We start from the raw sequence: 24,931 nt of genomic DNA, 5'->3' as shown, positions 1-24,931 counted from the left end.
GATGGACGAAGAAAGGGATTTTCAGAATCCGGAATATTATGAAAACCGGGAGTTAAGCTGGCTGAAATTTGATCAGAGAGTGTTAAATGAGGCGAGGGATAAAAACATTCCGCTGCTGGAAAGGGTGAAATTTGTCAGTATTACGTCTTCGAACCTGGATGAATTTTTTATGGTGCGGGTAGCTTCTCTGAAGGACATGGTACATGCAGGCTATAAGAAAAAGGATATTGCCGGGATGACTGCAAAAGAACAGCTTGAGGCTATCAATAAGGACACCAGGGCGTTGGTGGAAACCCAGTATAGTACATATAATCGTTCTCTGGTGCCTCTTTTGCATAATCATGGAATAGAAATTATATCTGCCTATGAAGAGCTGAACGAAGAACAGGCAGATTATGTGGACCGCTATTTTGAAGAAACGGTGTATCCGGTGCTTACCCCTATGGCAGTGGATGCTTCCCGGCCGTTTCCTTTAATCCGCAATAAGTCTTTAAATATTGCGGCACTTTTGATGAAGAAGGGGGATAAGAAGGAAGAACTGGAATTTGCTACAGTTCAGGTTCCCTCTGTGCTTCCAAGAATTGTCAGGATTCCTTCTTCCGAGGAGGGCAGTCAGACTTTTATTCTGTTAGAGCAGATTATGGAACGCAATATCCACCGTCTGTTTTTGAATTATCATGTGGTATGCGCGTATCCTTACCGGATTATGCGGAATGCAGATCTGACCATTGATGAGGATGAAGCAGAGGATTTGCTGCAGGAGATTCAGAAACAGTTAAAGAAACGACAGTGGGGAGAAGTGATCCGTCTTGAGGTGGAAGAGAAGATAGATAAGCGTCTCCTTGGAATTCTGAAAGAAGATCTTCATATTGCACAAGAAGATATTTTTAAGATTAATGGCCCCCTTGATCTTACCTTCCTGATGAAACTGTATGGAATCGAAGGGAAAGATGAATTGCGGTATGCTTCCTATAAGCCCCAGCGTGTGCCTCAGATTGTACCAGGGGAGGATATTTTTGAAGCGATCCGAAAAGGCGACATTTTACTGCATCATCCTTACCAGACCTTTGATCCTGTGGTAGATTTTATCCGTCAGGCGTCTGCAGATCCGGATGTGCTGGCAATCAAACAGACTCTGTACCGCGTCAGCGGCAATTCACCGATTATCGCGTCTTTAGCCCAGGCAGCGGAAAATGGCAAACAGGTGTCGGTTCTGGTGGAGCTGAAAGCCCGCTTTGACGAAGAAAACAATATTGTCTGGGCCAAGAAGCTGGAAAAGGCAGGATGCCACGTCATTTATGGACTGGTAGGTTTAAAGACCCACAGCAAAATTGCCCTGGTGGTGCGCAGAGAGGAAGACGGCATCCGCCGGTATGTACATCTTGGCACAGGAAATTACAACGATTCCACAGCGAAATTATATACGGATCTGGGAATATTTACCTGTTCAGAGGCAATCGGGGAGGATGCAACTGCCGTATTTAACATGCTGTCCGGATATTCCGAGCCTGCTTCCTGGAATAAGCTTGTGGTGGCTCCCATCTGGCTGCGCAAACGGTTCTTAAAGCTGATTAAGCGTGAAATGAAGCATGCCCAGGCAGGAAGGGAAGCCTTTATCAAGGCCAAAATGAATTCTCTTTGTGACAGAGACATTATTGCAGCGCTGTATGAAGCTTCAGCGGCAGGCGTAAAAATCGATCTGGTAGTCCGGGGGATCTGCTGCCTGAAGGTGGGAATTCCCGGCGTCAGCGAGAATATTACCGTCCGCTCTATTGTGGGAAATTTCTTAGAGCACAGCCGTATTTTCTGGTTTCACAATGACGGACAGGAAGAGATTTATATGGGAAGCGCAGACTGGATGCCGAGAAACCTGGACCGCAGGGTAGAGATTATGTTTCCGGTGGAGAATGAAACGCTGATGGATCAGGTGCGCCATGTACTTTCCACACAGCTTGCAGACAATACCAAGGCGCATATTTTGCAGCCGGACGGAAAGTATGATAAAATAGACAAAAGGGGAAAGAAACTGGTAAATTCGCAGCAGCAGTTCTGCGAAGAGGCTAAAAAGGCCATTCCAAAGACAGTGAATGTATACCAGGAAAGGGTGTTTATCCCGGCGGAGCCGGTGGAATAAATGTAAGGGCAGCAGCGTCAGCGGACAATTGAGCTTATGCCCGTTCCGAAAAAAATTGTCAGCTTCGGAGAGTGGAGGGAATCTTATGAAACATAAAATATTATTTACGGATCTGGATGAAACATTGTTAAACCATGACAAAAGCATTTCGAAGAAAAATCGGGACGCCATTGCTGAAATGTTAGAGCAGGGGCATGATTTTGTACTGATGACGGGACGTCCCATTGCAACCGCAAGGCTTGCGGTGAAAGAGCTTGGGCTTACCCTGCCGCGATGCTATATGGTAGCTTTTAACGGTGCAGTGGTGTATGATTGTGTGGCAGACAGGATTCTGGCGGAACGCACCCTTCCCATGGAAGTGGCAAAGGACGTCATTCTTGAAGCCCATAAGGCGGGAATCTATGTGCAGACTTATCAGCAGGATACCATTCTGACCGAAAAGCATGGCCGGGAATTGGATTTTTATTTGAAGAATGCGAGAATGAGATACCGGCTGGTAGATGATATTTATGGAAGCCTGGAACAGGAGCCTTACAAAGTGCTGCTTCTGGATGTAGATAATCAGGAACGGCTGCTGGAGTTCCGCCAACAGCATCCGGAGCTTCTGGAACGCAGCAATTGCTTCTTTTCCTGTAATGAATATCTGGAATACTGTCCCAAGGATACGGACAAGGGAAGCGGCGTGAAATATATCAGCAAATTCCTGAATGTGCCTATTGAAAATACTGTGGCGGCAGGGGATGAACGCAATGATATCCCGATGATTCGGGCGGCGCATGTGGGCGTGGCCGTGAAAAATGGACATAAGGAACTGCAAGAGGCGGCAGATTACGTGACGGAACATGATAATGAGCATGGAGCAATTGCGGAGATTATTGAGAAATTTATTTTGAATGAGGATGTGTAAGGGAATGAAGATACGCAAAGCAGCTCCAGAGGATTACGGGGAAGTAATCTCTTGGCAGAGTTAAATAGAGAAAAAAGGACTGAACCGAAATAAAGTGTCGCTGAAAGCGGCTATGAATTACCCGACTGGATGCGTATGTGCTGTGCAAGTTGTGTATTGTGTGTGGGAGATAATTGTATGTGTACAAATAAAACTGTTATAATAAATCTATGGTAACATTTTGACAACAGAAAATCAGTAAGCCTAAATATAGTGCATAATTGAAATATAAATTCGGCAATTTTGTCAAAACGCTGACTGGTTTGCATGAGAAAGGGGCTGCCGCATTAAGAATACAACTACAAGATATGGTATAATTTCTTTTACAAAATATTGTATCTTGTATGTTTGTTTCTCAATGCAACAGCCCCGTCTCCAAAATATTAAATCATTCCTTACAGCTTCAAATCCTGCTTTACCTCTTTGATGCGTTCCAGAATTTCATAAGGAATCCGAAGATTGCCCTTTCCGGCGCCAAGCTGAATCTGGGGCTTGTTAGAACCGTGGAAATCAGATCCTCCGCTGATTAGCAAATCAAATTCTTCTGCAAATTTCATCAGGTTCCTTTCATCGCCGGGAGCATTCATGGAATAGATTGCTTCCAATCCAGTTAATCCCGCTTCCTTCAGGCTTTTGATAAAAGATCGGAGCCTGTCATGATTCATATGGCATAACACGGGATGGGCAAAAAATGCAAGTCCGCCGCCAAGCTGAATCAGCCGGATGGCTTCAAAAGGAGTGATTTTTTCCCGGGGGACATAGCATTTGCAGCCATCGCCCAGGTATTTGCGAAATACCGTTTCCCTGTCTTTGACAAGGCCGTGTTCCACCAGATAGCGGGCGAAATGCGCCCGGGTGATGACACCGTCCGGATTTTCCGCCAACAGGGCCTCTATGGTAATGTCAAAGCCTTCCTCCTGAAGAAGAAGGGCCATTTTCTCATTCCGTTTCTCTCTGGTATCCACAAATTCCTTTAACTGCTTTAAAAATTCCGGCTGCTGGGTGTCAATATAGTAGCCCAGAATATGGATTTCCGTACCTTGATAGTCTGTGGAGAGTTCCACGCCTGGAACAAATTCCAATCCAAGGGCTTCGGCGATGGGGCGGGCTTTTTCAATTCCGCTGATAGCGTCATGATCCGTAAGGGCAACCGCAGACAGCCCGCATTCCTGGGCATGTTTCATCAGTTCTTCCGGCGTAAGAGTTCCGTCTGATTCAGTGGAGTGGGTATGGAGATCAATTAATTTTTCATGTTCAGTCATAATCATCCTCTTTTCATTTTGTAAAATTGTTCTGCTATGATGGTATCAGAAATCGGCGGATTTGAAAAGCAGAATTATCAAAATAACCGAAAAAACCCTTGACACTAATGTAAAATCATGATAAACTCACAGAGTTGTAGGAAAAGAAAGTAGAGTATCCACTCTCACCGTAGCACAAGTGCGTGACTAATGGTTCATATTTGAAACAATCCGTCTGCATCATCCATCAGGAAATATTTCCGGGAGTTGTGAGTTATGATACAGAATGCGGTTCAGTTCAATATTTAGTGGATAGTCTGTCTATTCACTTTTTTTGTGAAATTAATTTTTGGAGGTGCAAGACCATTAGCGAGTTAATGATTAATGAACAAATCAAAGATAAGGAAGTTCGTCTAATCGGAGAAGACGGAGAACAGCTTGGCATTATGCCAGCCAGGGAAGCGATGAAAATTGCCAGAGAAGCAGAACTTGATTTGGTAAAGATCGCCCCTACTGCAAAGCCGCCGGTATGTAAGATTATCGATTACGGCAAGTACAAATATGAACTTGTGAGAAAAGAAAAAGAAGCCAGGAAAAAGCAAAAAACTGTTGAAATTAAAGAAATCCGTTTGTCACCCAATATTGAAACAAATGATTTGAACACAAAAATTAATGCAGCAAAGAAATTTATTTCAAAGGGCAATAAAGTAAAGATCACCCTGCGCTTCCGGGGAAGGGAAATGGCGCATATGCAGAGCAGTAGGCATATCCTGGATGATTTTGCAGAACATTTATCAGATATTGCTACAGTAGAAAAAGCTCCCAAGCTGGAAGGCAGGAGTATCAGCATTGTGCTGACAGAAAAGAAATAACTGGAGTTTAAGGAGGAACTAAAAATGCCAAAAATGAAAACAAGCAAATCAGCAGCAAAACGTTTTAAGAAAACAGGTACTGGAAAATTAAAAAGGAATAAAGCTTATAAAAGTCATATCTTAACCAAGAAATCTCCGAAGAGAAAGAGAAATCTGAGGAAATCCACAATTACAGACGCTACCAATGTTAAGAATATGAAAAAGATTTTACCATATTTGTAAGAATGAGTTAAGGAGGAAGAAATCATGGCAAGAATAAAAGGTGGATTAAACGCCAGAAAAAAACATAATAGAGTATTGAAACTGGCAAAAGGATACAGAGGAGCGCGTTCCAAGCAGTACCGTGTAGCAAAACAGTCTGTCATGAGGGCGTTGACAAGTTCTTATGCAGGTAGAAAAGAAAGAAAAAGACAGTTTCGTCAGTTGTGGATTGCCCGTATCAATGCAGCGGCAAGAATCAATGGAATTTCTTACAGCCAGTTTATGCATGGGCTGAAGCTGGCAGGGGTGGAAGTAAACCGCAAGATGCTGGCAGAGATGGCGGTAAATGACGCAGAAGGCTTTGCAACCCTGGCAGAGCTGGCAAAGAGCAAAGTAGCATAAAGGACAGGCTGGCGTTTTGCAGCCTTGGCTGAGACAGCAAAGACAAAGCGGCGTAAGGTATTTACAATGCTGATAAGCTGTGCTATAATAGCAGACGGCAGGGAAAGCCTGCATGGAATATGAGAAGCCCATATTCGGTAGCCGGACACTCCGACCGCTACTTAATATCTCATGAGATTTGGGCGATAATAATATTTGAGGAGGTTATCAGAAGATGATAGCAAAAGAAAAGAAACAGGCAATTATTGCAGAATACGCAAGAACACCCGGGGATACAGGTTCACCGGAAGTTCAGGTTGCAATCCTGACAGCAAGAATTCAGGAGCTGACAGAGCATTTGAAGGAGAATCCGAAGGATCATCATTCCAGACGCGGATTGTTAAAGATGGTAGGTCAGAGACGCGGTATGCTTGATTACCTGAAAAGATCTGATATTGAAAGATATCGTAGCTTAATCGAACGTTTAGGAATCAGAAAGTAGTTCCTTTCATGAAATAGAGCGGTTTTCCGCTCTATTTCTAATGTTAAGGTCTCACAGCATGGGTATGTCTTTGCAGGGCATTCGGCAGAAAGAAGTCCCGAGACCACTGAGCTGTATATAATGATTTGTATATAGCTCAGTAGTTTCGGTATCTTCTGCAGCATGTTTGATTCCGTATTATGCGGGACAAGGCCGGGAAACGGCGTATCCGGGGTTTCGGCTCATCCTGCTGGAAAGTTAAAGGAGAAAGAAAATATGTATAAACAGTTTACCATGGAATTGGCAGGCAGAACACTGAGGGTAGACATTGGAAGAGTGGCGGCTCAGGCAAACGGCGCGGCTTTTATGCATTATGGCGATACCGTTGTGTTGTGTACTGCAACAGCATCAGAGAAACCAAGGGAAGGAATAGATTTCTTTCCGTTAAGTGTGGAATACGAAGAAAAATTATATTCCGTTGGGAAGATTCCCGGAGGATTTAACAAGAGAGAAGGCAAGGCGTCAGAGAACGCCATTTTGACGTCCCGCGTCATTGACCGCCCCATGCGTCCATTGTTTCCCAAGGACTACCGGAATGATGTGACATTGAACAATCTGGTGATGAGCGTAGATCCCCAGTGCCGGCCGGAATTGGTGGCAATGCTTGGATCAGCCATCGCAACCAGTATTTCCGACATTCCCTTTGCAGGCCCCTGCGCAACCACGCAGGTTGGCATGATAGACGGGGAATTGATTATCAATCCCTCCCAGGAGCAGTGGAAAAACGGCGATTTGAACCTGACGGTTGCCTCCACCAGCGAAAAGGTGATTATGATAGAGGCGGGAGCCAACGAGATACCGGAAGATAAGATGCTTGAGGCGATCTACAAGGCTCATGAGATCAATCAGACTATTATTGCTTTCATCAATGAAATGGTGGCAGAAGTAGGAAAAGCAAAACATGAATATACAAGCTGTGCTGTACCGGAAGAATTATTTGCTGCCATCAAAGAGATTGTGCCTCCGGAGAAAATGGAAGAAGCCGTGTTTACCGATGTCAAACAGGTTCGTGAAGAAAATATCCGGAATATTACGGAACAGCTGGAAGAGGCTTTTGCAGAGAAGGAAGAATGGCTGGAGGTATTGGGAGAGGCCATTTATCAGTATCAGAAAAAGACTGTCCGCAAGATGATTTTAAAGGATCACAAGAGACCGGACGGACGCGCCATCGATCAGATCCGTCCTCTGGCAGCAGAAGTGGACTTGATTCCCCGCGTCCATGGCTCCGCCATGTTTACCCGGGGACAGACCCAGATTTGCGATGTGGTTACCCTTGCGCCTTTGTCTGAAGTTCAGAGAATCGATGGCCTGGATGAGAATGAAGTCAATAAACGCTATATGCATCATTATAATTTCCCCTCCTATTCCGTAGGGGAGACAAAGCCCAGCAGAGGGCCGGGGCGGAGGGAAATCGGCCATGGAGCGTTGGCAGAGCGGGCATTGATTCCGGTGCTTCCCAGCGAGGAGGAATTCCCCTATGCCATCCGTGCGGTGTCAGAGACTTTCGAGTCCAATGGTTCCACTTCTATGGCGTCCACCTGCGCTTCCTGCATGGCTTTGATGGCGGCAGGCGTGCCTATTAAGAAGATGGTGGCAGGAATTTCCTGCGGCCTTGTCACAGGAGAGACTGACGACGATTATATTGTGCTGACAGATATTCAGGGGCTGGAAGACTTTTTCGGCGATATGGACTTTAAGGTAACGGGAACCCATGAGGGAATTACCGCAATCCAGATGGATATCAAAATCCATGGATTGACCCGGCCCATTGTAGAGGAAGCCATTCGAAGGACAAGGGAAGCAAGGCTTTATATTATGGACGAGGTAATGTCCAAAGCAATTTCCGAACCCAGAAAAGAGGTTGGGGAATATGCCCCCAAGATTATCCAGATTCAGATTGATCCGGCAAAGATCGGAGATGTGGTAGGACAGAGAGGCAAGACCATTAATGCAATCATTGAGCAGACTGGGGTAAAGATTGATATCAGTGACGAAGGCGCTGTATCTGTCTGCGGCACGGATCAGGCAATGATGGATAAAGCCGTTAAGATGATTGAGATTATTACAACGGATTTTGAAGCAGGCCAGATTTTTGTTGGAAAAGTCATCAGCATCAAAGAATTCGGCGCATTTTTGGAATTTGCGCCGGGCAAAGAAGGTATGGTCCATATTTCCAAGATTTCCAGGGAGAGAATCAACCGGGTAGAGGATGTGCTGACGCTGGGAGATATGGTGAAGGTCGTATGCCTTGGGAAAGACAAGATGGGAAGAATCAGTTTTTCTATAAAGGATGTTCCGAAGAAATAGAAACAGGAGTTTTAGATAAGGTACAGCCATTTTTCGTAGCAATATGAAAAATGGCTGTATTTTGCCAAGAGGATCGCTTACGTTCCAATACAGCCGCTTATGCTGCCAAAAAGCTATTTATTCCAATGCAGCTGCTTTAGCCGAAAAAAGCAATTGCACCCTGCTGTCGGCAGGCGGTAAAACAGGAAAAAGGACAATGATGAAAAATATTCTGATTATTGATGATGATATGCATATTGGAAATATGCTGGAAGAAGCGCTGAAAAAAGAGGGATACGGCGTGCTCCGTGCGTATTCCGGAACAGAAGCGTTATATGTGCTGTCTGGGACAAAACCGGATCTTGTGCTGTTGGATTTGATGCTGCCGGGACTGGAGGGGGAAGAGGTGCTTCCTCAGATAAAGGGAATCCCCGTCATTGTAGTCAGCGCAAAAACTGACATGGATGATAAAGTGAAATTACTGCTTGGCGGCGCTGCCGATTATGTGACAAAACCCTTTCACATAAAAGAACTGTCAGCCCGGATTGCTGTACAGCTCCGTAATTCCAAAACCACAAGGGCTGCTTCTGTTTTGAGGTTTGATGAAATAACCCTTGATACAGAGGCTTATACCGTGACCGTTGGGACGAATGAGATAAGGCTGACGCCAACGGAATATGCAATTCTGAAGCTTCTCATGGGAAATTCGGCGCAAGTGATTACGAAATCACAGTTGTTGGACCGTATCAGTGAGGATACTCCTGACTGTACGGAAAGTTCTCTGAAAATGCATATCAGCAACCTGCGGAAAAAACTCCGTGAGGCAAATGGCAGGGATTATATAGAAGCAGTCTGGGGAATTGGATTTAAGTTGCGGACGGAATAAAGAACGACAGAAGAAGAACTTGTCAGAATGTATGAGATATTTTCCCATAGCTGTTTTTCATGATCCTGCTGTCAAATCTTTACGAAATCTTTATGGTTTCCTTTACTCTTTTCTTTACTGTTATTTGATAGAATGCTGATATCAAATAAAGGAGGCTGATTTTTATGGATTATGTTCTGAAAACAAACGCTTTGAACAAATACTATAAAGGATTCAAGGCGGTGCATGGACTGTCTATGAATGTCCCCAAAGGAGCAATCTATGGTCTCATTGGGAAAAACGGCGCTGGCAAGACCACGTTGATCCGGCTGATTTGCGGGCTGCAGGAACCTACATCCGGCGAATATACGCTTTATGGACGGAAAAACACGGAGAGAGAAATTGTAAAGTCCCGCAGAAGAATGGGCGCAGTGGTGGAAACCCCATCGATCTATCTGGATATGACGTCAGAAGACAATCTCAAACAGCAGTACCGTATTCTTGGGCTGCCGTCTTTTGACGGGCTGGAAGACGTTCTGAAACTGGTAGGATTAGAGAATACCGGGAAAAAGAAAGCAAAAAACTTTTCTCTCGGTATGCGTCAAAGGCTGGGAATTGCAATCGCCCTTGTGGGAAACCCGGATTTTCTAGTTTTGGATGAACCTGTCAATGGCCTTGATCCGCAAGGCATAATAGAAATACGGGAATTGATTCTGAAACTCAACCGCCAGCAGCAGATTACCGTTTTAATTTCCAGCCATATTCTGGATGAATTGTCAAAGCTTGCTACACATTACGGGTTTGTGGATAAGGGCAGGATTGTGAAGGAAATGAGCGCTGCCCAGCTGGAAGCCGCCTGCAGGAAATGCACTCGCATGGAAGTGAGCGATACCAAAATTCTTGCCCATGTACTTGACGAAATGGGGATCGAATATAAGATTTTTTCAGATACCAAAGCTGATGTGTATGCCCAGATAAATGTTTCAAAGCTTACGCTGGCTCTTGCGGAATATGATTGCCAGGTAATTTCTATGAAAGAATTCGGGGAAAGCCTGGAAAGCTATTATGTGAATCTGATGGGAGGCGTAAAGAATGAATAAATTATTATCCGCAGAATTTGCAAGGCTTTCTAAGAGTTTTGTCTTCAAGATGGGATTATGCTTTTCGGCGGGGCTTGGAGCTTTTATTATTCTGATGCGGTGGATGGATGTGAAAAAGCATTCCCAGGCTTATGCAGAATTAGGAGCGGAATATTACGGTGCAGACGGATTGATTTTTGTCGGGGGAATATACATCGTATTTGCCGTTGCTGTTTTCGTAGGGATATTTATAGGGACGGAATATGGAGATGGAACCATCCGGAACAAACTGGCAGTTGGACATATGAGAAAAAATATTTATCTTTCAAAGCTGGCCGTCTGCGGGTTTGCTTCCCTGCTGATGCATGTCATGTATATTGTTGTTTCACTGGCGGCGGGGAGCCTGATGCTTGGCGGCACAACCATGGAGATCAAAGAAATTCTTGCATTTACAGCAGCGGGAGTGACAGCTATGTGGGCGATGACGGCAATCCTGCTTTTGATTTCCATGTCCGTCCAGAGCAAGGCTGCCGGTTCTGTGGCTTGTCTGCTTGTGACAATGGTTATGCTGTTTGCATCGCTTACCATCTGGCAAAAGCTCAGTGCGCCGGAATATTATGATACGTATGATTACGAGGACGAAAATGCAGGGGAAGCCATAACAGGGGAAGATGATACGCCTATTTACGTTGATGGAGATACAGGAAAAGCCATGACAAAGGAAAGAGTAAAAAATCCTCGATACTTGACAGGGACAAAGCGGAAAGTTTATGAATTTTTAAACAATTTTCTTCCTGTTTCCCAGCTGTACCAGATCGTTATGAACGATGCAAGCCATCTTGGCCTGATGGCGGTTTATGACTGCCTGATCATTTTGCTGACAGCGGGCCTGGGCGTTATTATTTTTAAGAAAAAGGACTTGAAGTAAGGAACTGCAACGGAATAAATTTCAATAGCGTTTCGTCACAGGCTCCTAAGGAGACGGTATGGGAACTTGGTTTATGGCCGTTATCGGCATTATGGCAGTTATTATCATTGCCCTGTTTGTAAAAATCCATTTGCTGCAAAGAGCCGCAGAGGAAATAGAACATGCCTTTGCCGACAGGCTTATGGCCGATACCAATACGCTGATCGATCTTTCCTGCAATGACAGGCATATGCGCAGCCTGGCAAACGCCATCAATCTTCAGCTGCAAAAGCTGCAAAAACAGCGGCGTCAGTTCCAGCAGGGAGATATGGAACTTAAGAATGCCGTTATGAATCTTTCTCACGATTTGCGGACGCCGCTGACGGCCATCTGCGGATACCTGGATATGCTGGAAGAGGAAGAAAAAACAAAAACAGCGGAAAGGTATCTTGCGGTAATCCGAAACAGGGCGCAAGTGATGACACAGTTAACGGAAGAGCTTTTTCAATATTCGATGGTTCTTGCGGGGGAAGATAAGCTGAATGCAGAGCCTGTAGCAATTAACCGTGTATTGGAAGAAAGCATCGCAGCCTTTTATGCTTCCTTAAAAAAACAGGGCGTCACGCCGAAGATACAGATTCCGGAAAAAAAGGTTATACGGATGCTGGATCGAACTGCCTTGGCCCGTGTATTTGCGAATCTTTTGCAGAATGCCATAAAGTATAGTGAGGGCGATTTAGACATTGTTTTGTCTGAAACGGGTGAAATTACCTTTTGCAACAAAGCCTCTGGGCTGAGCAAAGTGCAGGCCCACAGGCTGTTTGACCGTTTCTACACAGTGGAAACTGCCAGGACCTCCACAGGGTTAGGCCTGTCAATTGCGAAGACTCTGGTTTCACAGATGAATGGAACCATATCGGCGGAATATGAAAATCATCGGCTGAGCATATGTATTTATTTCAGCGACTGATAGGCAATTGGTAAATATAAAAAGAAATGTAGATTATCTCTCCAATATGTGGTAAGATAGAGCCGAATAGGAAGAAAAAAATTGAGAACCATAAGTAAGGATGGCATAATTGTGGAGGAAAGTATGGGAAGAGAAGATTACAGCAAAGCGTTTAAATTAGGAAAGAAAGATTATCAGACAAGGATGCTCCATGGAGAGCGTCCAATCCTGCAGGTGTTGGATGACATTCTGCCGGAGCGGGGCTCTTATTCAGAGGTGCCCATTGGACTGGTGCAGATTCCCATAGAGCAGATTGTAGGAACCAAGACATTCGGAAGAAGCAGTTCCTTTGCAGGAAATTTCATGCCGATCCTGCGGGAGGATACAGAATTTGCAGCCAAGTGGATGAAGCTTTTAGAGTCCCATCTGGAGGAAGGCATTCGTGAGCCGATAAAGGCCTATGAATATATGCATAAGTTTTATGTGGTAGAGGGGAATAAGCGGGTCAGCGTAATGAAATATGTGGGGGCAGTGTCCATTGCAGGGAATGTGACCCGGATTGTGCCGAAGGCAAACGGAGAAAAACAGAATAAAATTTATCATGAATTTCTTGAATTTTACCGCGTGGCTCCCATCAATTACATCTGGTTTACCCAGGAGGGCAGGTATGCCAAGTTGCAGGAGGCAGTGGGGAAGGAACCGGAAGAACGGTGGACAGAAGACGAACTGCTGAAATTCAGTTCCATCTATACCAGGTTCAGTGCGGAATATAAGGCCAAAGGCGGAGATAAGCTGAACATTTCTACCGGAGACGCCTTCCTTTCCTTTATTACCCTGTATGGGTATCAAGCGGTCGATGAGAAAACAACCAGCGAGCTGCAGGCGCTGATTGCCAAAAGCTGGGAAGAATTTGTTCTGTTGGGAGAGGAAACAGAAGTGGAGCTGAAGATGAAGCCCAACCAGAAGAAGAAATCTCTGCTGGATCTTCTGCATCTGCCCACATTAGCTCCACAGAAGTTAAAGATTGCCTTTATTTACGAAAAGACTCCTGGAACCTCCGCCTGGACTTACGCCCATGAGCTTGGCAGGCTCCATCTGCAGCAGACTTTCCCGGAGGAAGTGCAGACTGTCTGCTATGAAAACGGAACTCTTGACAATATTGACGCCCTGCTGGAGGACGCCGTGAAAGTGGGCTGTGATTTAATCTTTACTACGACCCCGCCTTTTGCGCCTGCCAGCGTGAAAGCGGCCATTGCCAATCCGAAAGTGCGGATTTTAAATTGTTCCCTGAATACCTCCCACCGTTACATACGGACGTATTATTCCAGGATGTATGAAGCAAAATTCCTGATGGGGGCCATTGCAGGGGCTATGGCGGAAAATGACCGGCTGACTTATATTGCGGATTATCCTATTTACGGAAACATAGCTAATATCAATGCTTTTGCGCTGGGGGCGAAAATGATCAATCCCCGGGCAAGAGTATTTCTGGAATGGTCTTCCAAAAAGGAAATGGATATTGAAGAAAGCATCAAAGAGAGCGGTTCTTCCATTGTTTCCGGAAAGGATATGATGATACCAGAAGAAGCGTCCCGATTTTTTGGGCTTTACCATATGAATGAGGGACATCCCAGGAATTTTGCCATGCCTTTGTGGCATTGGGGCAATTTCTACGAACAATTGATCTGGGCGATACTGGACGGAACCTGGAAATATGATGACGATCCGTCCACCAAGAAAGCCATCAATTATTGGTGGGGAATGTCGGAAGGAGTCATTGACGTGGTATTTTCCAAATATTTGCCGATCGGGCTGAAACGTCTGGCAGGGCTTTTGAGGGCGTCCATCAGCGCGGATCTGTTTAATCCATTTTCTGGGATTTTATACTCCCAGACAGGAGCAGTTTCAGAAAATCCAGACAAAATTCTGTCTCCGGAAGAGATTATGACTATGGACTGGCTGGCGGAGAATGTCATTGGAGCCATTCCCAGGAAAGAAGAATTGAAAGAACAGGCAGAGCCCGTGGTGAAGCAGCAGGGAATTAAGAAACAGGAAGGTTAAATGGCAGGATGAGGATACTGGCGATTGCAGATGAAGAGTCAAAAGGGTTATGGGAATATTTTGATAGGAAGAAGCTGGAGGGCGTGGATTTGATTATTTCCTGCGGGGATTTGGACCCTGCCTATCTTTCGTTTTTGGTGACGCTTACATCCATTCCGGTATTGTATGTACATGGGAACCATGACGGGAAGTACGACAAATCTCCGCCAGACGGCTGTATCTGCATAGAAGATCAGATTTATGTATACAAAGGAATCAGGATTCTGGGGCTGGGCGGTTCCATGCGTTACAGCGCCGGAAACCACCAGTACACAGAACGGCAGATGAAGCAGCGGGTGGCCAGGCTGCGGTTTCAGATTTTCCGAAGACGGGGATTTGATATTTTAGTGACCCATGCGCCGGCATATCAGCTCAATGACGGGCGGGATTTGCCTCATCAGGGATTCCAGGCGTTTCGTACTTTGCTGGAAAAATATAGGCCAAAATTTTTTCTGCATGGGCATGTGCATCTGTCTTATGGGGTGAGCCATAAGCGGTATGATAAATACGAGGATACCCATGTGATTAACGCATATGAAAAATGCATATTTGAATTTGAGGATGAGAATCCGGAGGATTCTTTGTCTGCATGGTAAATTCCATGAAGTGAAGCAGTGCAAAGGGGCAGGGTATAGTGTGAAGCGGCTATGGCAGAAGAAAGAGTGCAAAGCCTATGTTAAGGAACAGGCTTTGCATTTTTTTTGGGTTCCTCCTGTTTCCGTTTCAGCCATGCTTCATCATCTTCATAAAAGGGCGCCTGTTCCGGGAAGGCCTGCGTAATCTGTTCTTCAATCTGGAAAGCTTCATCCATAGCGGAATAGAGCAGGAAGTCCGCCGTAAAGAGAATAAACCAGATGCCGAGGAAGGGCAGCAACATGGAGGACCAGGGAAGAAACAATACCATTGCTGCCCAGTAAAGAAGAGTTAGCAGGGCACAGCCCAATGTCTTCCAAAAGTACCGAATCATAAATAACAGGCAGTTCTGGAACCGTTGTTTCCAAGACTGTTCAAATAATGCAATCTGAGGCCAATACAGAGAAAAAAACATGGTAAGCAGCAGAAGGCCAAAAAGATAGACTGCAATTGTGCCAAGGCTGGGAAGGTGCGAAGCCCACCAGAAAGTCATCAGCATGAAACTGTAAAAACCAAGCAGCAGGCAAAACAGGATGCCGGGTATGATAGACTGACGCCAATTCTGTTTCCAGGCGCGTTTGTAATTGTCCAGCCATTCCCCAGGGGCGTCCCGCAGGCTTCGGAATATAGTATCATGCATACAGGACAGCGCCGGGCCTGCAGTGATTCCGCCGATGATGCATGCGGGAATAAGCACCAGGATGCTGGAGGACAGGATAGAAAGCAAAACCCCGAAAGCAAAAGGGGAAAAGCCCAGCAAGGTCAGCAGGTTTACCGCAAAGAAACGTTTGAAATCACGGCCCACAAGTTCCCGGTAACGCCAGGAACCGGTCAGCCGCTGCCCAGTTCCCACTGGCAGGTTATGGTTTGGAAATAAATTCATAGCAATCCCTCCTTAGGTAAATTTTTTATTCAGCAGTATAAGAGCAGTGTTCTAAAAAATTTGTCATGATATTTCGTAAATCATCCTGAAAGTCCTCCTGGCAGGTCAGTTCCACGCACAGGGAAACGCCGGAGATGGAAGCGAATGCAGAGACGCCCCGGTCATAAGGGTTATCTTCATGGATGCAGTTGTAGGTAAGCAGTGTGTAAGATTGTCCATTGCAAGTGATTTCCTCTTCTTCTAAAATCTCATAGTTTGTCTTGGCGGCTTCCAGCCATGTAGTCATGTTTTTCTGTGCGGATGCAGCGTCTTTGGATTCCCCCAGCAAGAGATAGAGAGTTGCATCATATAAATTGGCGGTATCACCGTCGCTGTTTTCGTAAGGTTCTGGATCGCCCATCCCCCAGGATACATAGTAAAGGCCATCGGCAGCCAGGGTGCTGTTGTCATCCACCAGGACAAGGCGGCTGTCAGTATTCTCTACTTCCATGCTGTGGCCTACCAGGATGTGGGATTTGTTTTCCACAGGTTCTTTCTCCAGATTGGGAGAAAAAGGGGCACAGCCTGACAGCAGAAACGCCAGGCAAAGGAAAAAAATAAAATATGTTCTTTTCATGAAATTCCTCCTATTTTTCATTACGGTTTTCATCACTGTATCCATAAGTCGTTCCATAATTTATTACATTTTTCGGGGCTCGTTACCCGGTCTTTGGTATAGAAGCAGCGTCTTCCGAAATAGAGCGGAGCAAGCAGTTCTTGGTTGTCCCCAGTCACTTCTTCCCCGGATATGACAGTGGAATAAGAACCAAGCTCCATCCCGGAAAGGGCAGGGCAGTCTGCCCACAGGATAACTTTGTCTTCTATGGAATGATCCATTTCATCGGGGCAGCTTCCATCCGAAGAAGCAAGCAGCTGGTAATTCCGCTGGAAATCATCAGGGTCATCCATCAAGAAAAAATAGCTTTCGCAGTCTGAAATATCGCCCACCAGGGTAAGCTCCGAAGCATATTCGTAGTAAGCGATTTCTGCATCCTGGCTTTGGTTTCCGCTGATATACTGGTTGACTCTTACAATCACTTCCCCGTCTCCGTTAAAATCTTCGCCTGCAGCGGCAAATGATTCTTCCAGTGCGGATACGGTATCCTGGGGAAGTTGTGTCTTTCCGACATATGCAATCTGGAAATCAGGGGCTTTGTGCCAGAGACCCAGGGCATTCCCAACTACATTGCAGATAATGCCAAGAAGAATAATGCCGCAGATGACATACCATTTGTGATAATACCACCAGTTTTTCATAAGCATTACTCCTGTTCTGCAAAGGGTTCCAAGGTGGTTCCGCCAGGGACATAAGTCACGGGAAGGCAGACCAGAGGAGGCTTTGACATCATGTTTTCCTGGAGGAGAAGTTCCACGCACATTTCTGCAATATCCGGGATAGGCTGCAAAATGGTGGAGCAGATGTAGTTCTCTCCTCCAAATGCATGGATGCCGTCAAACCCAATGATCTGCACATCTTCCGGGACTTTTTGGCCCAGTTTGCGCAGGAGTTTTAAAACGGACCAGGCAACCCGGTCTGTGACGCAGAAAATGCCGTCAAAAGATAATTTCCCTTCTTGTATGTGTTCTTTTAGGAAATGTTCAAATTCTTCAAAGGAATCTCCGTCGTTTAATATCTTCATTTCGTAGGTAAGCCCCCGGGCCAGACAGCCGTTTTCAAAGCCAGACTTCCGTTTGTTGGGCTCATTGCTTAAGGAAGAACCGATGCGCAGGAAAGCGACATTTTTGCAGCCTAAGTCCGCCAACTTTTCAGCGGCAAGCTGTCCGCCGGCAAAATTGTCGCTGGCTACGCAGGGGATGTTGGCTCCCATGGAACGGTCAATGGATACAAAAGGCGTCTGTTCCTCTATCTTAAGGTTGGGGTTATAGGTCAGCCCGATAATCCCATCCACTTTGTTCTGCTGGGCCATTGTGATGTACTCTTGTTCCTGGTTGGAATCGAAGTCGGTACAGCAGAGCAGCATCCGATAATTCCGTTTCAAAAGGGCCATATTAATATAATAGGTAATGGATGCAAAGAAAGGGTCCTGGGTATTGGGGATTAAAAGGGCGGCAGTATAGGTTTTGCTGGCCTTCAGCCCCTGTGCGTAGCTGTTGACCTGATAATTCAGTTTTTGGATCGCCTCTTCTACACGGATGCGGTAGGGTTCGCCTACTGGCAGGCCGTTGACAACTTTGGATACCGTGCCAAGGGCAACGCCTGCTTCTTTTGCAACATCTTTCATGGTTGGAGCGGAATTTTCTTTTTTCATAAACATAAGCCTCCTTTACAGATATCAGTGAAACTTGCCTGAAATTCAGGTGAAGAATAGAAGATAGTTTCACCGTTTCATTCCTTATGTTGCTATTATACTGGAATGATTTTGAATTGTAAAGAGGATAGAAATAAAAATTTCATGAAATGTTACATGAAAACGAAAAAATGGAAATATGTACAAAAACAATAAAAAAGATTTGTTATAAATGACGAAAAATGGATAAATAACCAATAAAGTATAGGAAAAACATTGACTTATAACAAAGAAAATGATATATTTCAATCACCAGCAAAAATAACGTTTCATGAAAATGTGCGCACATATGAAACACAATATGACAGAATAGAGAGGTTGTTTCATGAAATCTTACTGTCTGAGAAAAAGAAAGGAGAGTAAATTATGAAGAATCAAAAATCAGCCGTTGCGCTGCACAGCAAACCGCTGAAACAGCGTATGCTGGATAACTGGCAGTTGTATGCGATGCTCTTAATCCCCATCGTGCTGACCATTATCTACAAGTACCTTCCTATGTATGGCATACAGATTGCCTTCCGGGATTATAAGGCAAGCCGGGGAATGTTTGGGAGCGAGTGGGTTGGCCTGAAATGGTTTGCGCGTTTCTTCTCTGCGCCAACGTGCGTACGGATGCTGAAGAATACGATATTGCTTAGTTTTTATAGCTTGTTGTGGAGTTTCCCAATTCCAATTATTCTTGCGCTGATGCTGAACCAGGTAAGGTTCCAACGTTTTAAACGAACCACACAGACCGTACTGTATGCACCCCATTTTATTTCCACGATGGTTATCTGTGGTATGATCCGTATCTTTTTAAGTCCTTCCGGCGGTTTGATTAACCTGCTGTTGGGAAGCAGCGTGGATTTCCTGACAGAGTCTTCTGCCTTCCGAACCATTTACATAGCATCCGGCATCTGGCAGGATGCAGGTTGGGGCATCATCGTTTATATGGCGACGTTGTCTAACATTGATACGTCTTTATACGAGGCTGCAAAGGTGGACGGCGCATCCTTATTCCAAAGGATTCTGCATATTGATATACCGGAACTGCGGTCTATTATGGTGCTGAACCTGATAATGAGCGCCGGCGGCCTGATGAATGTAGGTTTTGAAAAGGTATGGCTCTTACAGACGGATTTGAATAAGGCTACCAGCGATGTAATAGCCGTATATGTTTACCAACAGGGTATTGAAAACGCCAAGTACAGTTACTCTACGGCGGTGGGCCTGTTTAACACAGCCGTTAACATTATCCTGCTGATCGCAGTCAATAAGCTGGCCAGCAAGATATCTGAAGATACAAGTTTTGTTTAGGAGGTGCGGTATGAAAGCGAATGCAAAATCTGGAAAGCTGTCAGGATTTTCTGAAAGAACCAGCGATATCGTCCTGGTAGTGATTTGTGTGGTTGTCCTGCTTATTGTTGCTTATCCCTTGTATTATGTCTTGGTTGCCTCTGTGTCAAACCCATATGACGTATATGCAGGGAAAACCTTTCTTTTGCCAAGCCAGTTTACTTTGGAGGGGTATAAGTCGGTGTTTGCTGACCCCAGTATCCTGACGGGTATCCTGAACAGCTTTAAATACACGATTATTGGTACGGCATTTTCCGTTGTTGTGCTTTATCTGGCAGCATATCCGCTCAGTGTGAAGGATTTGCCTGGCAGGAAGTTTTTAAGTATTTTCTTTATTATCACCATGTATTTTGGCGGTGGCATGGTTCCTACCTATTTGATTGTAAAAGAGACTGGGCTGATCAATAACATGTGGGCGCTGTTCCTTCCGGGTGGCGTTGCTGTGGGGAATATGATTATTGTAAGGAACTTTTTTGAAAACAGCATTCCAAAAGAAATGATAGAGGCTGCGGAAATCGACGGCGCTTCCAAGTGGACCACATTTATCCGCATTGTAGTGCCTTTGAGCCGTTCCATCATGGCGGTTATGGTAGTGTTTTCTATGGTTGCTTACTGGAATGACTGGTTTACAGCAATGATTTACCTGCCTTCCCCGGAAAAGGCTCCGCTGCCCCTGGTTTTGCGCAATATATTGATTAAGAGTTCCGCAAGCGCAAGCCAGGCAAGCACCGTCGCAGGCGGTTTTGCTGAGTTGAACAAGATGACAGAGATGATTAAGTTCTCATCCATCATCATTGCGGCAGCCCCGATGCTGGTGATTTATCCATTTGTCCAGAAATACTTTGAAAAAGGCTTTATGGCAGGTGCGGTAAAAGGCTGATTGCAGAATGCAGGCCTGCCAAACGGCAGGCTGAGCACGAGGAAGGGTTTAGTAGAAAGGAAGTCATATTATGAGAAAAAAAGGATTGTGGAAAAAGCTGGTATCATGTATGATGGCAGTAGGCCTCGGGCTGTCGGCAGCAGCGTGCGGCAATGAGTATGCCCATCATGAAAAAGGGGTTGCCAATACAGACACTTCCCAGACTGATTTTTCCATTATGGGAGGGATGAGCGCCCTGAGCACGAGCTATGACCAGAAGGATGTGCTGAACCAGCTCCAGGAGGAAACGGGAATCCATATTAACTGGAACACCATGAGTGAATCCTTGAGCGAGCAGGTCAACATCAGTATCGCTGGCGGTGAACTGCCGGATGCTTTTATAGGCGTCGGATTTAGCAACTATGATATCTCACGGTATGGGGATGACGGCACGTTTATTGACCTGACCCCTTACCTGACAGAAGAATATATGCCGAATTTAACAAAGATTCTGGAGGAAAACCCGGATGTTCGGAAAGCCATTACGATGGATGACGGATATATCTATGGCCTTCCGGCAGGGGAACGTATGGGAACCGCCGGGATCGGCGCAGAAGAAGACTACAGTATTTACAGCATTCCCCAGTATTCTATGATCAACAAGGCGTGGCTGGATGATTTGGGACTGGAGGTGCCCACCACTTTAGAGGAGCTCCATACGGCGCTGAAGGCGTTTAAAGATAATGATATGAGTGCAAAATATTATGGGAATGCACCAGGAAGCACGATCCCTATGAGCACTGGATTTGACCAGTGGTGCTGGGGCCAGAACATTTTCTATGCGGGCTTTGGCTTTACCAATTGGCCCAATGATGTGTGCAATGACCTGGTGCTTGGGGATGATGGGAAAGTAGAGTTTGTATGCACTACGGATAATTACCGGGAGGCGCTGACTTATTTCCATGACTGGTATGCGCAAGGGCTGATGGACGTCGAAATGTTCAGCCAGGATGATACACAGTTAATTTCCAAATGCTCCCAGGGCTATGTAGGCGTTTCTACCTGGTGGTATATTGAAGAACTGATGGGTGATTATGCAAAAGATTATGTATTTTTGCCAGTCCTTGACGGGCCGGACGGCACCCATAACGTGACGCTGCGTACGGGAGGGCCTACCAACAGTGGGCAATTGAACATTACAAAGGCGTGCAAAAGCCCGGCGAACCTGCTGAAATTCTTTGACAGATGGTATGAACCGGAAATCGTAATGCAGCTTCACTATGGCCCCATTGGAACTTATTTCACAGAAAAAGATGAAGATGGCGTTTGGATGAGCATTACCGATGAGGAATCCAGGGAGAAATTTGGGAAAGGCTCCGGGGAGCTGCGTGGAGAACAGGAAGTGTATGGGCCGAAGCTTATCTTAAGCGATTATTACCTCAGTACCTTCAAGATGGAAGACCGTGCTATTGAAAGGCTTACAGATCTGTATGAATTCTGGATGCCTTATGTGGACAGCAAGACGGCTTATCCGGTGGATTGTGTATTTACGGGAGAAGAACTGGATGACATCGACTGGTACAAAGCAGACTTTGAAAGTGCTGTAGCGGAACAGGAAGGCTTGTGGATCAAAAACGGCGGGCCCACGGATGCGGAATGGGAAAGTTATATTGAGAATTTGCGTAAAAAATGCGGCATGGATAAACTTCTGAAAGTATATCAGGAAGCGTATGACCGATATGCCGGGGTAGAGAGTGAAGAATAGGAAATAAATACAGGAGGGTTTCGAAGGAATGAGCCAGACTTTGCGTGATGCACGGAGATATGAAGAAATAACAGAGAAAAGGATTGAAGCAGAAGAAAAGCCGGGATTTCATTTGGCGGCACGGGTAGGATGGATGAACGATCCCAACGGATTTTCCTTTTACCAGGGGAAATACCATCTGTTTTATCAATACCACCCCTTCAATTCCCATTGGGGCCCCATGCACTGGGGTCATGCAGTCAGCGATGACCTGCTGCATTGGACCTATCTTCCGGCGGCGTTGGCGCCGGATAGCGTATATGATGAAGCGGGATGTTTTTCCGGGAGCGCCGTAGAGCTTTCTGACGGCAGACAGCTTTTGATGTATACAGGGGTACATAAAGAGGTCCAGGAGGATGGAGGGCTGCGTGAAGTGCAGACCCAGTGTATTGCCATTGGAGATGGAAGGGATTATGAAAAGTATCAGGGGAACCCGGTGTTGGATGAAAAGAATCTTCCAGACGGCAGCAGTAAATACGATTTCAGGGACCCGAAAATGTGGAAAGCATCGGATGGGACTTTCCGGTGTGTAGTTGGAAACTGCGCGGCAAAGAGGGATGGTCAGATCCTCCTTTTCAGCAGCAAAGACGGGCTGGACTGGAAGTATGAGAAAGTCCTGGCAGCCAACCAGGGACGTTTTGGGAAAGCCTGGGAGTGTCCTGATTTCTTTGAACTGGATGGAAAACATGTATTGCTGACAAGCCCCATGGATATGCTTCCCCAGGGTCTGGAATATCACAATGGCAACGGAACCCTCTGCCTGATTGGAACTTATGATGAAACGGAAGAAGTTTTTACCGAGGAGCAAAATCAGGCCGTAGATTACGGCATTGATTTCTATGCGCCCCAAACCCTTCTTGCGCCGGACGGCAGAAGGATTATGATTGGCTGGATGCAGAACTGGGACACTTGCAACCTGCATTCCCCGGAACAGCCATGGTTTGGCCAGATGAGTCTGCCCAGGGAGCTTTCGGTGGCAGGCGGAAGACTGATTCAGCAGCCAATCCGGGAATTGGAAAATCTTCGTGGGGAAGAAGTGAGACATGAAAACGTTACCTTTTCAGGGCTTACGAGATTAGACGGAGTCCAGGGGCGGAAGATTGACATGGAATTGTCCATCCGGCCTCTGGATGAAGAGAATATGTACCGGAAATTTGCAGTCCGGTTTGCCCAGAATGACACTTACCATACTGCGGTAAGCTTCCGGCCCCTGGAATCCATTGTGAAAATAGACCGGAAATTTTCTGGAAGCAGAAGGGCAATCATCCATCAAAGACGCAGCCGGGTAAACAGCAGGAATGGAGAAATCAAATTACGGATTATCCTGGATATGTTCAGTGTGGAAGTGTTTGTTAATGATGGGGAACATGTATTGTCTGCAACCATGTATACAGATAAAGAAGCGGACGGCATTTCTTTTCTTGTGGACGGCGTGGCTACCATAGATGTGGTGAAGTATGATTTATTGACGGAGGAACGGAAATGAAAGGGATGGATGTAACGGCGTTAGGGGAACTGCTGATTGATTTTATCCAGAATGATGAGAGCAGCCAGGGCAATCCGATTTTTGAGGCGAACCCGGGCGGGGCGCCCTGCAATGTGCTGGCAATGCTTGCCGGACTGGGGCATAAAGTATCCTTTATTGGAAAAGTTGGAAAGGATTCCTTTGGAAGCTGGCTGAAAGATGTCATTGAGGATGTAGGGATTTGTGCGGATTATTTGTGTATGGATGATAAGGTGCATACAACCCTGGCGATGGTGCATACCTTTTCTGATGGGGACCGGGATTTTTCCTTCTACCGGAACCCCGGGGCTGACATGATGCTGACGGAGGAAGAAGTGCCGGAAGAAATCATCCGGGATTCTAAAATTTTTCATTTCGGAACTCTGTCCATGACCCATGAAGGCGTGCGGGAAGCAACCAAAAAAGCAATCCGTGCTGCAAAAGAGGCTGGCGCCTTGATTTCCTTTGATCCGAACCTTCGGCCGCCTCTGTGGGATGCGCTGGAGGACGCCAGAGCCCAGGTGCTGTATGGCCTTGGACAATGCGATATCTTAAAGATTTCTGATAATGAAATCCAATGGCTGTCCGGGAAAGAGGATTTTACAGAAGGGGTGGAGTGGATAAATGAAAGGTTTCAGATTCCACTGATTCTGGTTTCCGTGGGAAAGGCGGGGAGCCGGGCGCACTATAAAGGGGAACTGGTGGAAGTAGCGCCATTTTTGCAGGAAAACACCATTGAGACTACAGGCGCAGGAGATGCTTTCTGCGGGTGCATCCTGCATTATATTCTGGAACATGGCCTGGAGGAACTGTCGAAAGCGGATTTGGTAGAAATGCTGACCTTTGCCAACAGCGCAGCTTCCTTGGTTACCACCAAAAAGGGAGCCTTGCGGGTGATGCCGTCTAAGGAAGAGATTTTTCGTAATATGTCTTCGTAACGGGTCGGCAGCCCAGAGGAAAAGGATTTTGAAAATTTGTCTATGTGCAGGATAAGAACTGCGGAATAAGCAGGGCCGCAAACCGGTAAAATGGTTTGCGGCCCTGCTTTTTTTGCAAATTAAAA

23 protein-coding genes are annotated in these 24,931 nt (G+C 45.9%); 18 read left to right on the top strand and 5 right to left on the bottom strand.

The annotated features are described in order from the left end of the window. Position 1: 1 nt before the first annotated feature. Together E5329_RS07120 and E5329_RS07115 are read left to right on the top strand one after the other, a co-directional pair. Positions 2-2,134 carry an RNA degradosome polyphosphate kinase gene (locus E5329_RS07120; protein WP_135988876.1) on the top strand — a complete coding sequence of 711 codons (2,133 nt, stop codon included), beginning with the start codon at positions 2-4 and terminating at the stop codon, positions 2,132-2,134. Between the two features lie 85 nt (positions 2,135-2,219). Then, positions 2,220-3,041, top strand: a complete 822-nt coding sequence (locus tag E5329_RS07115) for an HAD family hydrolase (protein WP_135988875.1) — start codon at positions 2,220-2,222, stop codon at positions 3,039-3,041. A gap of 434 nt (positions 3,042-3,475) precedes the next feature. On the opposite strand, the gene E5329_RS07110 is transcribed toward E5329_RS07115, so the two are convergent. Then, positions 3,476-4,342, bottom strand: a complete 867-nt coding sequence (locus E5329_RS07110; protein ID WP_135988874.1) for a PHP domain-containing protein — start codon at positions 4,340-4,342, stop codon at positions 3,476-3,478. A 356-nt stretch (positions 4,343-4,698) separates the two neighbouring features. On the opposite strand from E5329_RS07110, the gene infC reads away from it, so the two are divergent. From infC to E5329_RS07055, 11 genes are all read left to right on the top strand, one after another. Continuing rightward, the gene (gene infC, locus E5329_RS07105) at positions 4,699-5,193 is read left to right on the top strand and encodes a translation initiation factor IF-3 (RefSeq protein ID WP_135988873.1); all 495 of its coding nucleotides are present in this window, start codon (positions 4,699-4,701) and stop codon (positions 5,191-5,193) included. 24 nt (positions 5,194-5,217) lie between these two features. Then, positions 5,218-5,415 carry a 50S ribosomal protein L35 gene (gene rpmI / locus E5329_RS07100; protein ID WP_135988872.1) on the top strand — a complete coding sequence of 66 codons (198 nt, stop codon included), beginning with the start codon at positions 5,218-5,220 and terminating at the stop codon, positions 5,413-5,415. A gap of 24 nt (positions 5,416-5,439) precedes the next feature. Then, on the top strand, positions 5,440-5,796 hold the full coding sequence (rplT, locus tag E5329_RS07095) for a 50S ribosomal protein L20 (RefSeq protein WP_135988871.1): 357 nt from the start codon (positions 5,440-5,442) through the stop codon (positions 5,794-5,796). Positions 5,797-6,010: 214 nt separating this feature from the next. Beyond that, positions 6,011-6,277 (top strand): 30S ribosomal protein S15, encoded by a 267-nt coding sequence (gene rpsO / locus E5329_RS07090; RefSeq protein WP_135988870.1) that lies wholly within the window; start codon positions 6,011-6,013, stop codon positions 6,275-6,277. A 255-nt stretch (positions 6,278-6,532) separates the two neighbouring features. After that, positions 6,533-8,623, top strand: coding sequence for a polyribonucleotide nucleotidyltransferase (locus tag E5329_RS07085; RefSeq protein WP_135988869.1), 2,091 nt, complete (start codon positions 6,533-6,535; stop codon positions 8,621-8,623). A 199-nt stretch (positions 8,624-8,822) separates the two neighbouring features. Next, the gene (locus tag E5329_RS07080; RefSeq protein ID WP_135988925.1) at positions 8,823-9,488 is read left to right on the top strand and encodes a response regulator transcription factor; all 666 of its coding nucleotides are present in this window, start codon (positions 8,823-8,825) and stop codon (positions 9,486-9,488) included. 164 nt (positions 9,489-9,652) lie between these two features. Continuing rightward, the gene (locus E5329_RS07075) at positions 9,653-10,567 is read left to right on the top strand and encodes an ATP-binding cassette domain-containing protein (RefSeq protein WP_135988868.1); all 915 of its coding nucleotides are present in this window, start codon (positions 9,653-9,655) and stop codon (positions 10,565-10,567) included. After that, on the top strand, positions 10,560-11,474 hold the full coding sequence (locus E5329_RS07070) for an ABC transporter permease subunit (RefSeq protein WP_135988867.1): 915 nt from the start codon (positions 10,560-10,562) through the stop codon (positions 11,472-11,474). Before E5329_RS07075 ends, E5329_RS07070 begins: the two co-directional genes overlap by 8 nt. A gap of 58 nt (positions 11,475-11,532) precedes the next feature. After that, entirely contained in the window at positions 11,533-12,423 is an 891-nt protein-coding gene (locus E5329_RS07065) for a sensor histidine kinase (RefSeq protein ID WP_135988866.1), read from the top strand. A 123-nt stretch (positions 12,424-12,546) separates the two neighbouring features. Beyond that, entirely contained in the window at positions 12,547-14,463 is a 1,917-nt protein-coding gene (locus tag E5329_RS07060; protein WP_135988924.1) for a BMP family ABC transporter substrate-binding protein, read from the top strand. Between the two features lie 8 nt (positions 14,464-14,471). Further along, positions 14,472-15,098: a metallophosphoesterase family protein gene (locus E5329_RS07055; RefSeq protein ID WP_135988865.1), complete on the top strand. Its 627-nt coding sequence runs from the start codon at positions 14,472-14,474 to the stop codon at positions 15,096-15,098. An 80-nt stretch (positions 15,099-15,178) separates the two neighbouring features. On the opposite strand, the gene E5329_RS07050 is transcribed toward E5329_RS07055, so the two are convergent. The 4 genes from E5329_RS07050 to E5329_RS07035 are packed head-to-tail and all read right to left on the bottom strand — an operon-like array spanning position 15,179 to position 18,327. Continuing rightward, the gene (locus tag E5329_RS07050; RefSeq protein ID WP_135988864.1) at positions 15,179-16,018 is read right to left on the bottom strand and encodes a hypothetical protein; all 840 of its coding nucleotides are present in this window, start codon (positions 16,016-16,018) and stop codon (positions 15,179-15,181) included. A gap of 25 nt (positions 16,019-16,043) precedes the next feature. Beyond that, positions 16,044-16,634: a hypothetical protein gene (locus E5329_RS07045; protein ID WP_135988863.1), complete on the bottom strand. Its 591-nt coding sequence runs from the start codon at positions 16,632-16,634 to the stop codon at positions 16,044-16,046. Between the two features lie 32 nt (positions 16,635-16,666). Further along, positions 16,667-17,314 (bottom strand): hypothetical protein, encoded by a 648-nt coding sequence (locus tag E5329_RS07040; protein WP_135988862.1) that lies wholly within the window; start codon positions 17,312-17,314, stop codon positions 16,667-16,669. Positions 17,315-17,319: 5 nt separating this feature from the next. Further along, the gene (locus E5329_RS07035) at positions 17,320-18,327 is read right to left on the bottom strand and encodes a LacI family DNA-binding transcriptional regulator (protein WP_135988861.1); all 1,008 of its coding nucleotides are present in this window, start codon (positions 18,325-18,327) and stop codon (positions 17,320-17,322) included. A gap of 405 nt (positions 18,328-18,732) precedes the next feature. Between E5329_RS07035 and E5329_RS07030 the strand changes: the two genes are divergently transcribed. The 5 genes from E5329_RS07030 (at position 18,733) to E5329_RS07010 (ending at position 24,806) form a co-directional block, all read left to right on the top strand. Further along, on the top strand, positions 18,733-19,662 hold the full coding sequence (locus E5329_RS07030; protein WP_135988860.1) for an ABC transporter permease: 930 nt from the start codon (positions 18,733-18,735) through the stop codon (positions 19,660-19,662). 10 nt (positions 19,663-19,672) lie between these two features. After that, positions 19,673-20,581, top strand: a complete 909-nt coding sequence (locus E5329_RS07025) for a carbohydrate ABC transporter permease (protein ID WP_135988859.1) — start codon at positions 19,673-19,675, stop codon at positions 20,579-20,581. 70 nt (positions 20,582-20,651) lie between these two features. Continuing rightward, a complete protein-coding gene (locus tag E5329_RS07020) occupies positions 20,652-22,325 on the top strand; it encodes a type 2 periplasmic-binding domain-containing protein (RefSeq protein ID WP_135988858.1) in 1,674 nt (557 codons plus the stop codon). A 28-nt stretch (positions 22,326-22,353) separates the two neighbouring features. Further along, positions 22,354-23,850, top strand: a complete 1,497-nt coding sequence (locus E5329_RS07015) for a glycoside hydrolase family 32 protein (protein ID WP_135988857.1) — start codon at positions 22,354-22,356, stop codon at positions 23,848-23,850. Continuing rightward, positions 23,847-24,806, top strand: coding sequence for a carbohydrate kinase family protein (locus E5329_RS07010; RefSeq protein WP_135988856.1), 960 nt, complete (start codon positions 23,847-23,849; stop codon positions 24,804-24,806). Before E5329_RS07015 ends, E5329_RS07010 begins: the two co-directional genes overlap by 4 nt. The last annotated feature ends 125 nt before the right edge of the window (positions 24,807-24,931 follow it).

It is taken from the genome of Petralouisia muris, from assembly GCF_004793545.1.
GTDB classification, from domain to species: Bacteria; Bacillota; Clostridia; order Lachnospirales; family Lachnospiraceae; genus Petralouisia; species Petralouisia muris.
Note: the sequence above shows the minus strand (reverse complement) of the source record. Positions and strands in the feature narration are given on the sequence as shown.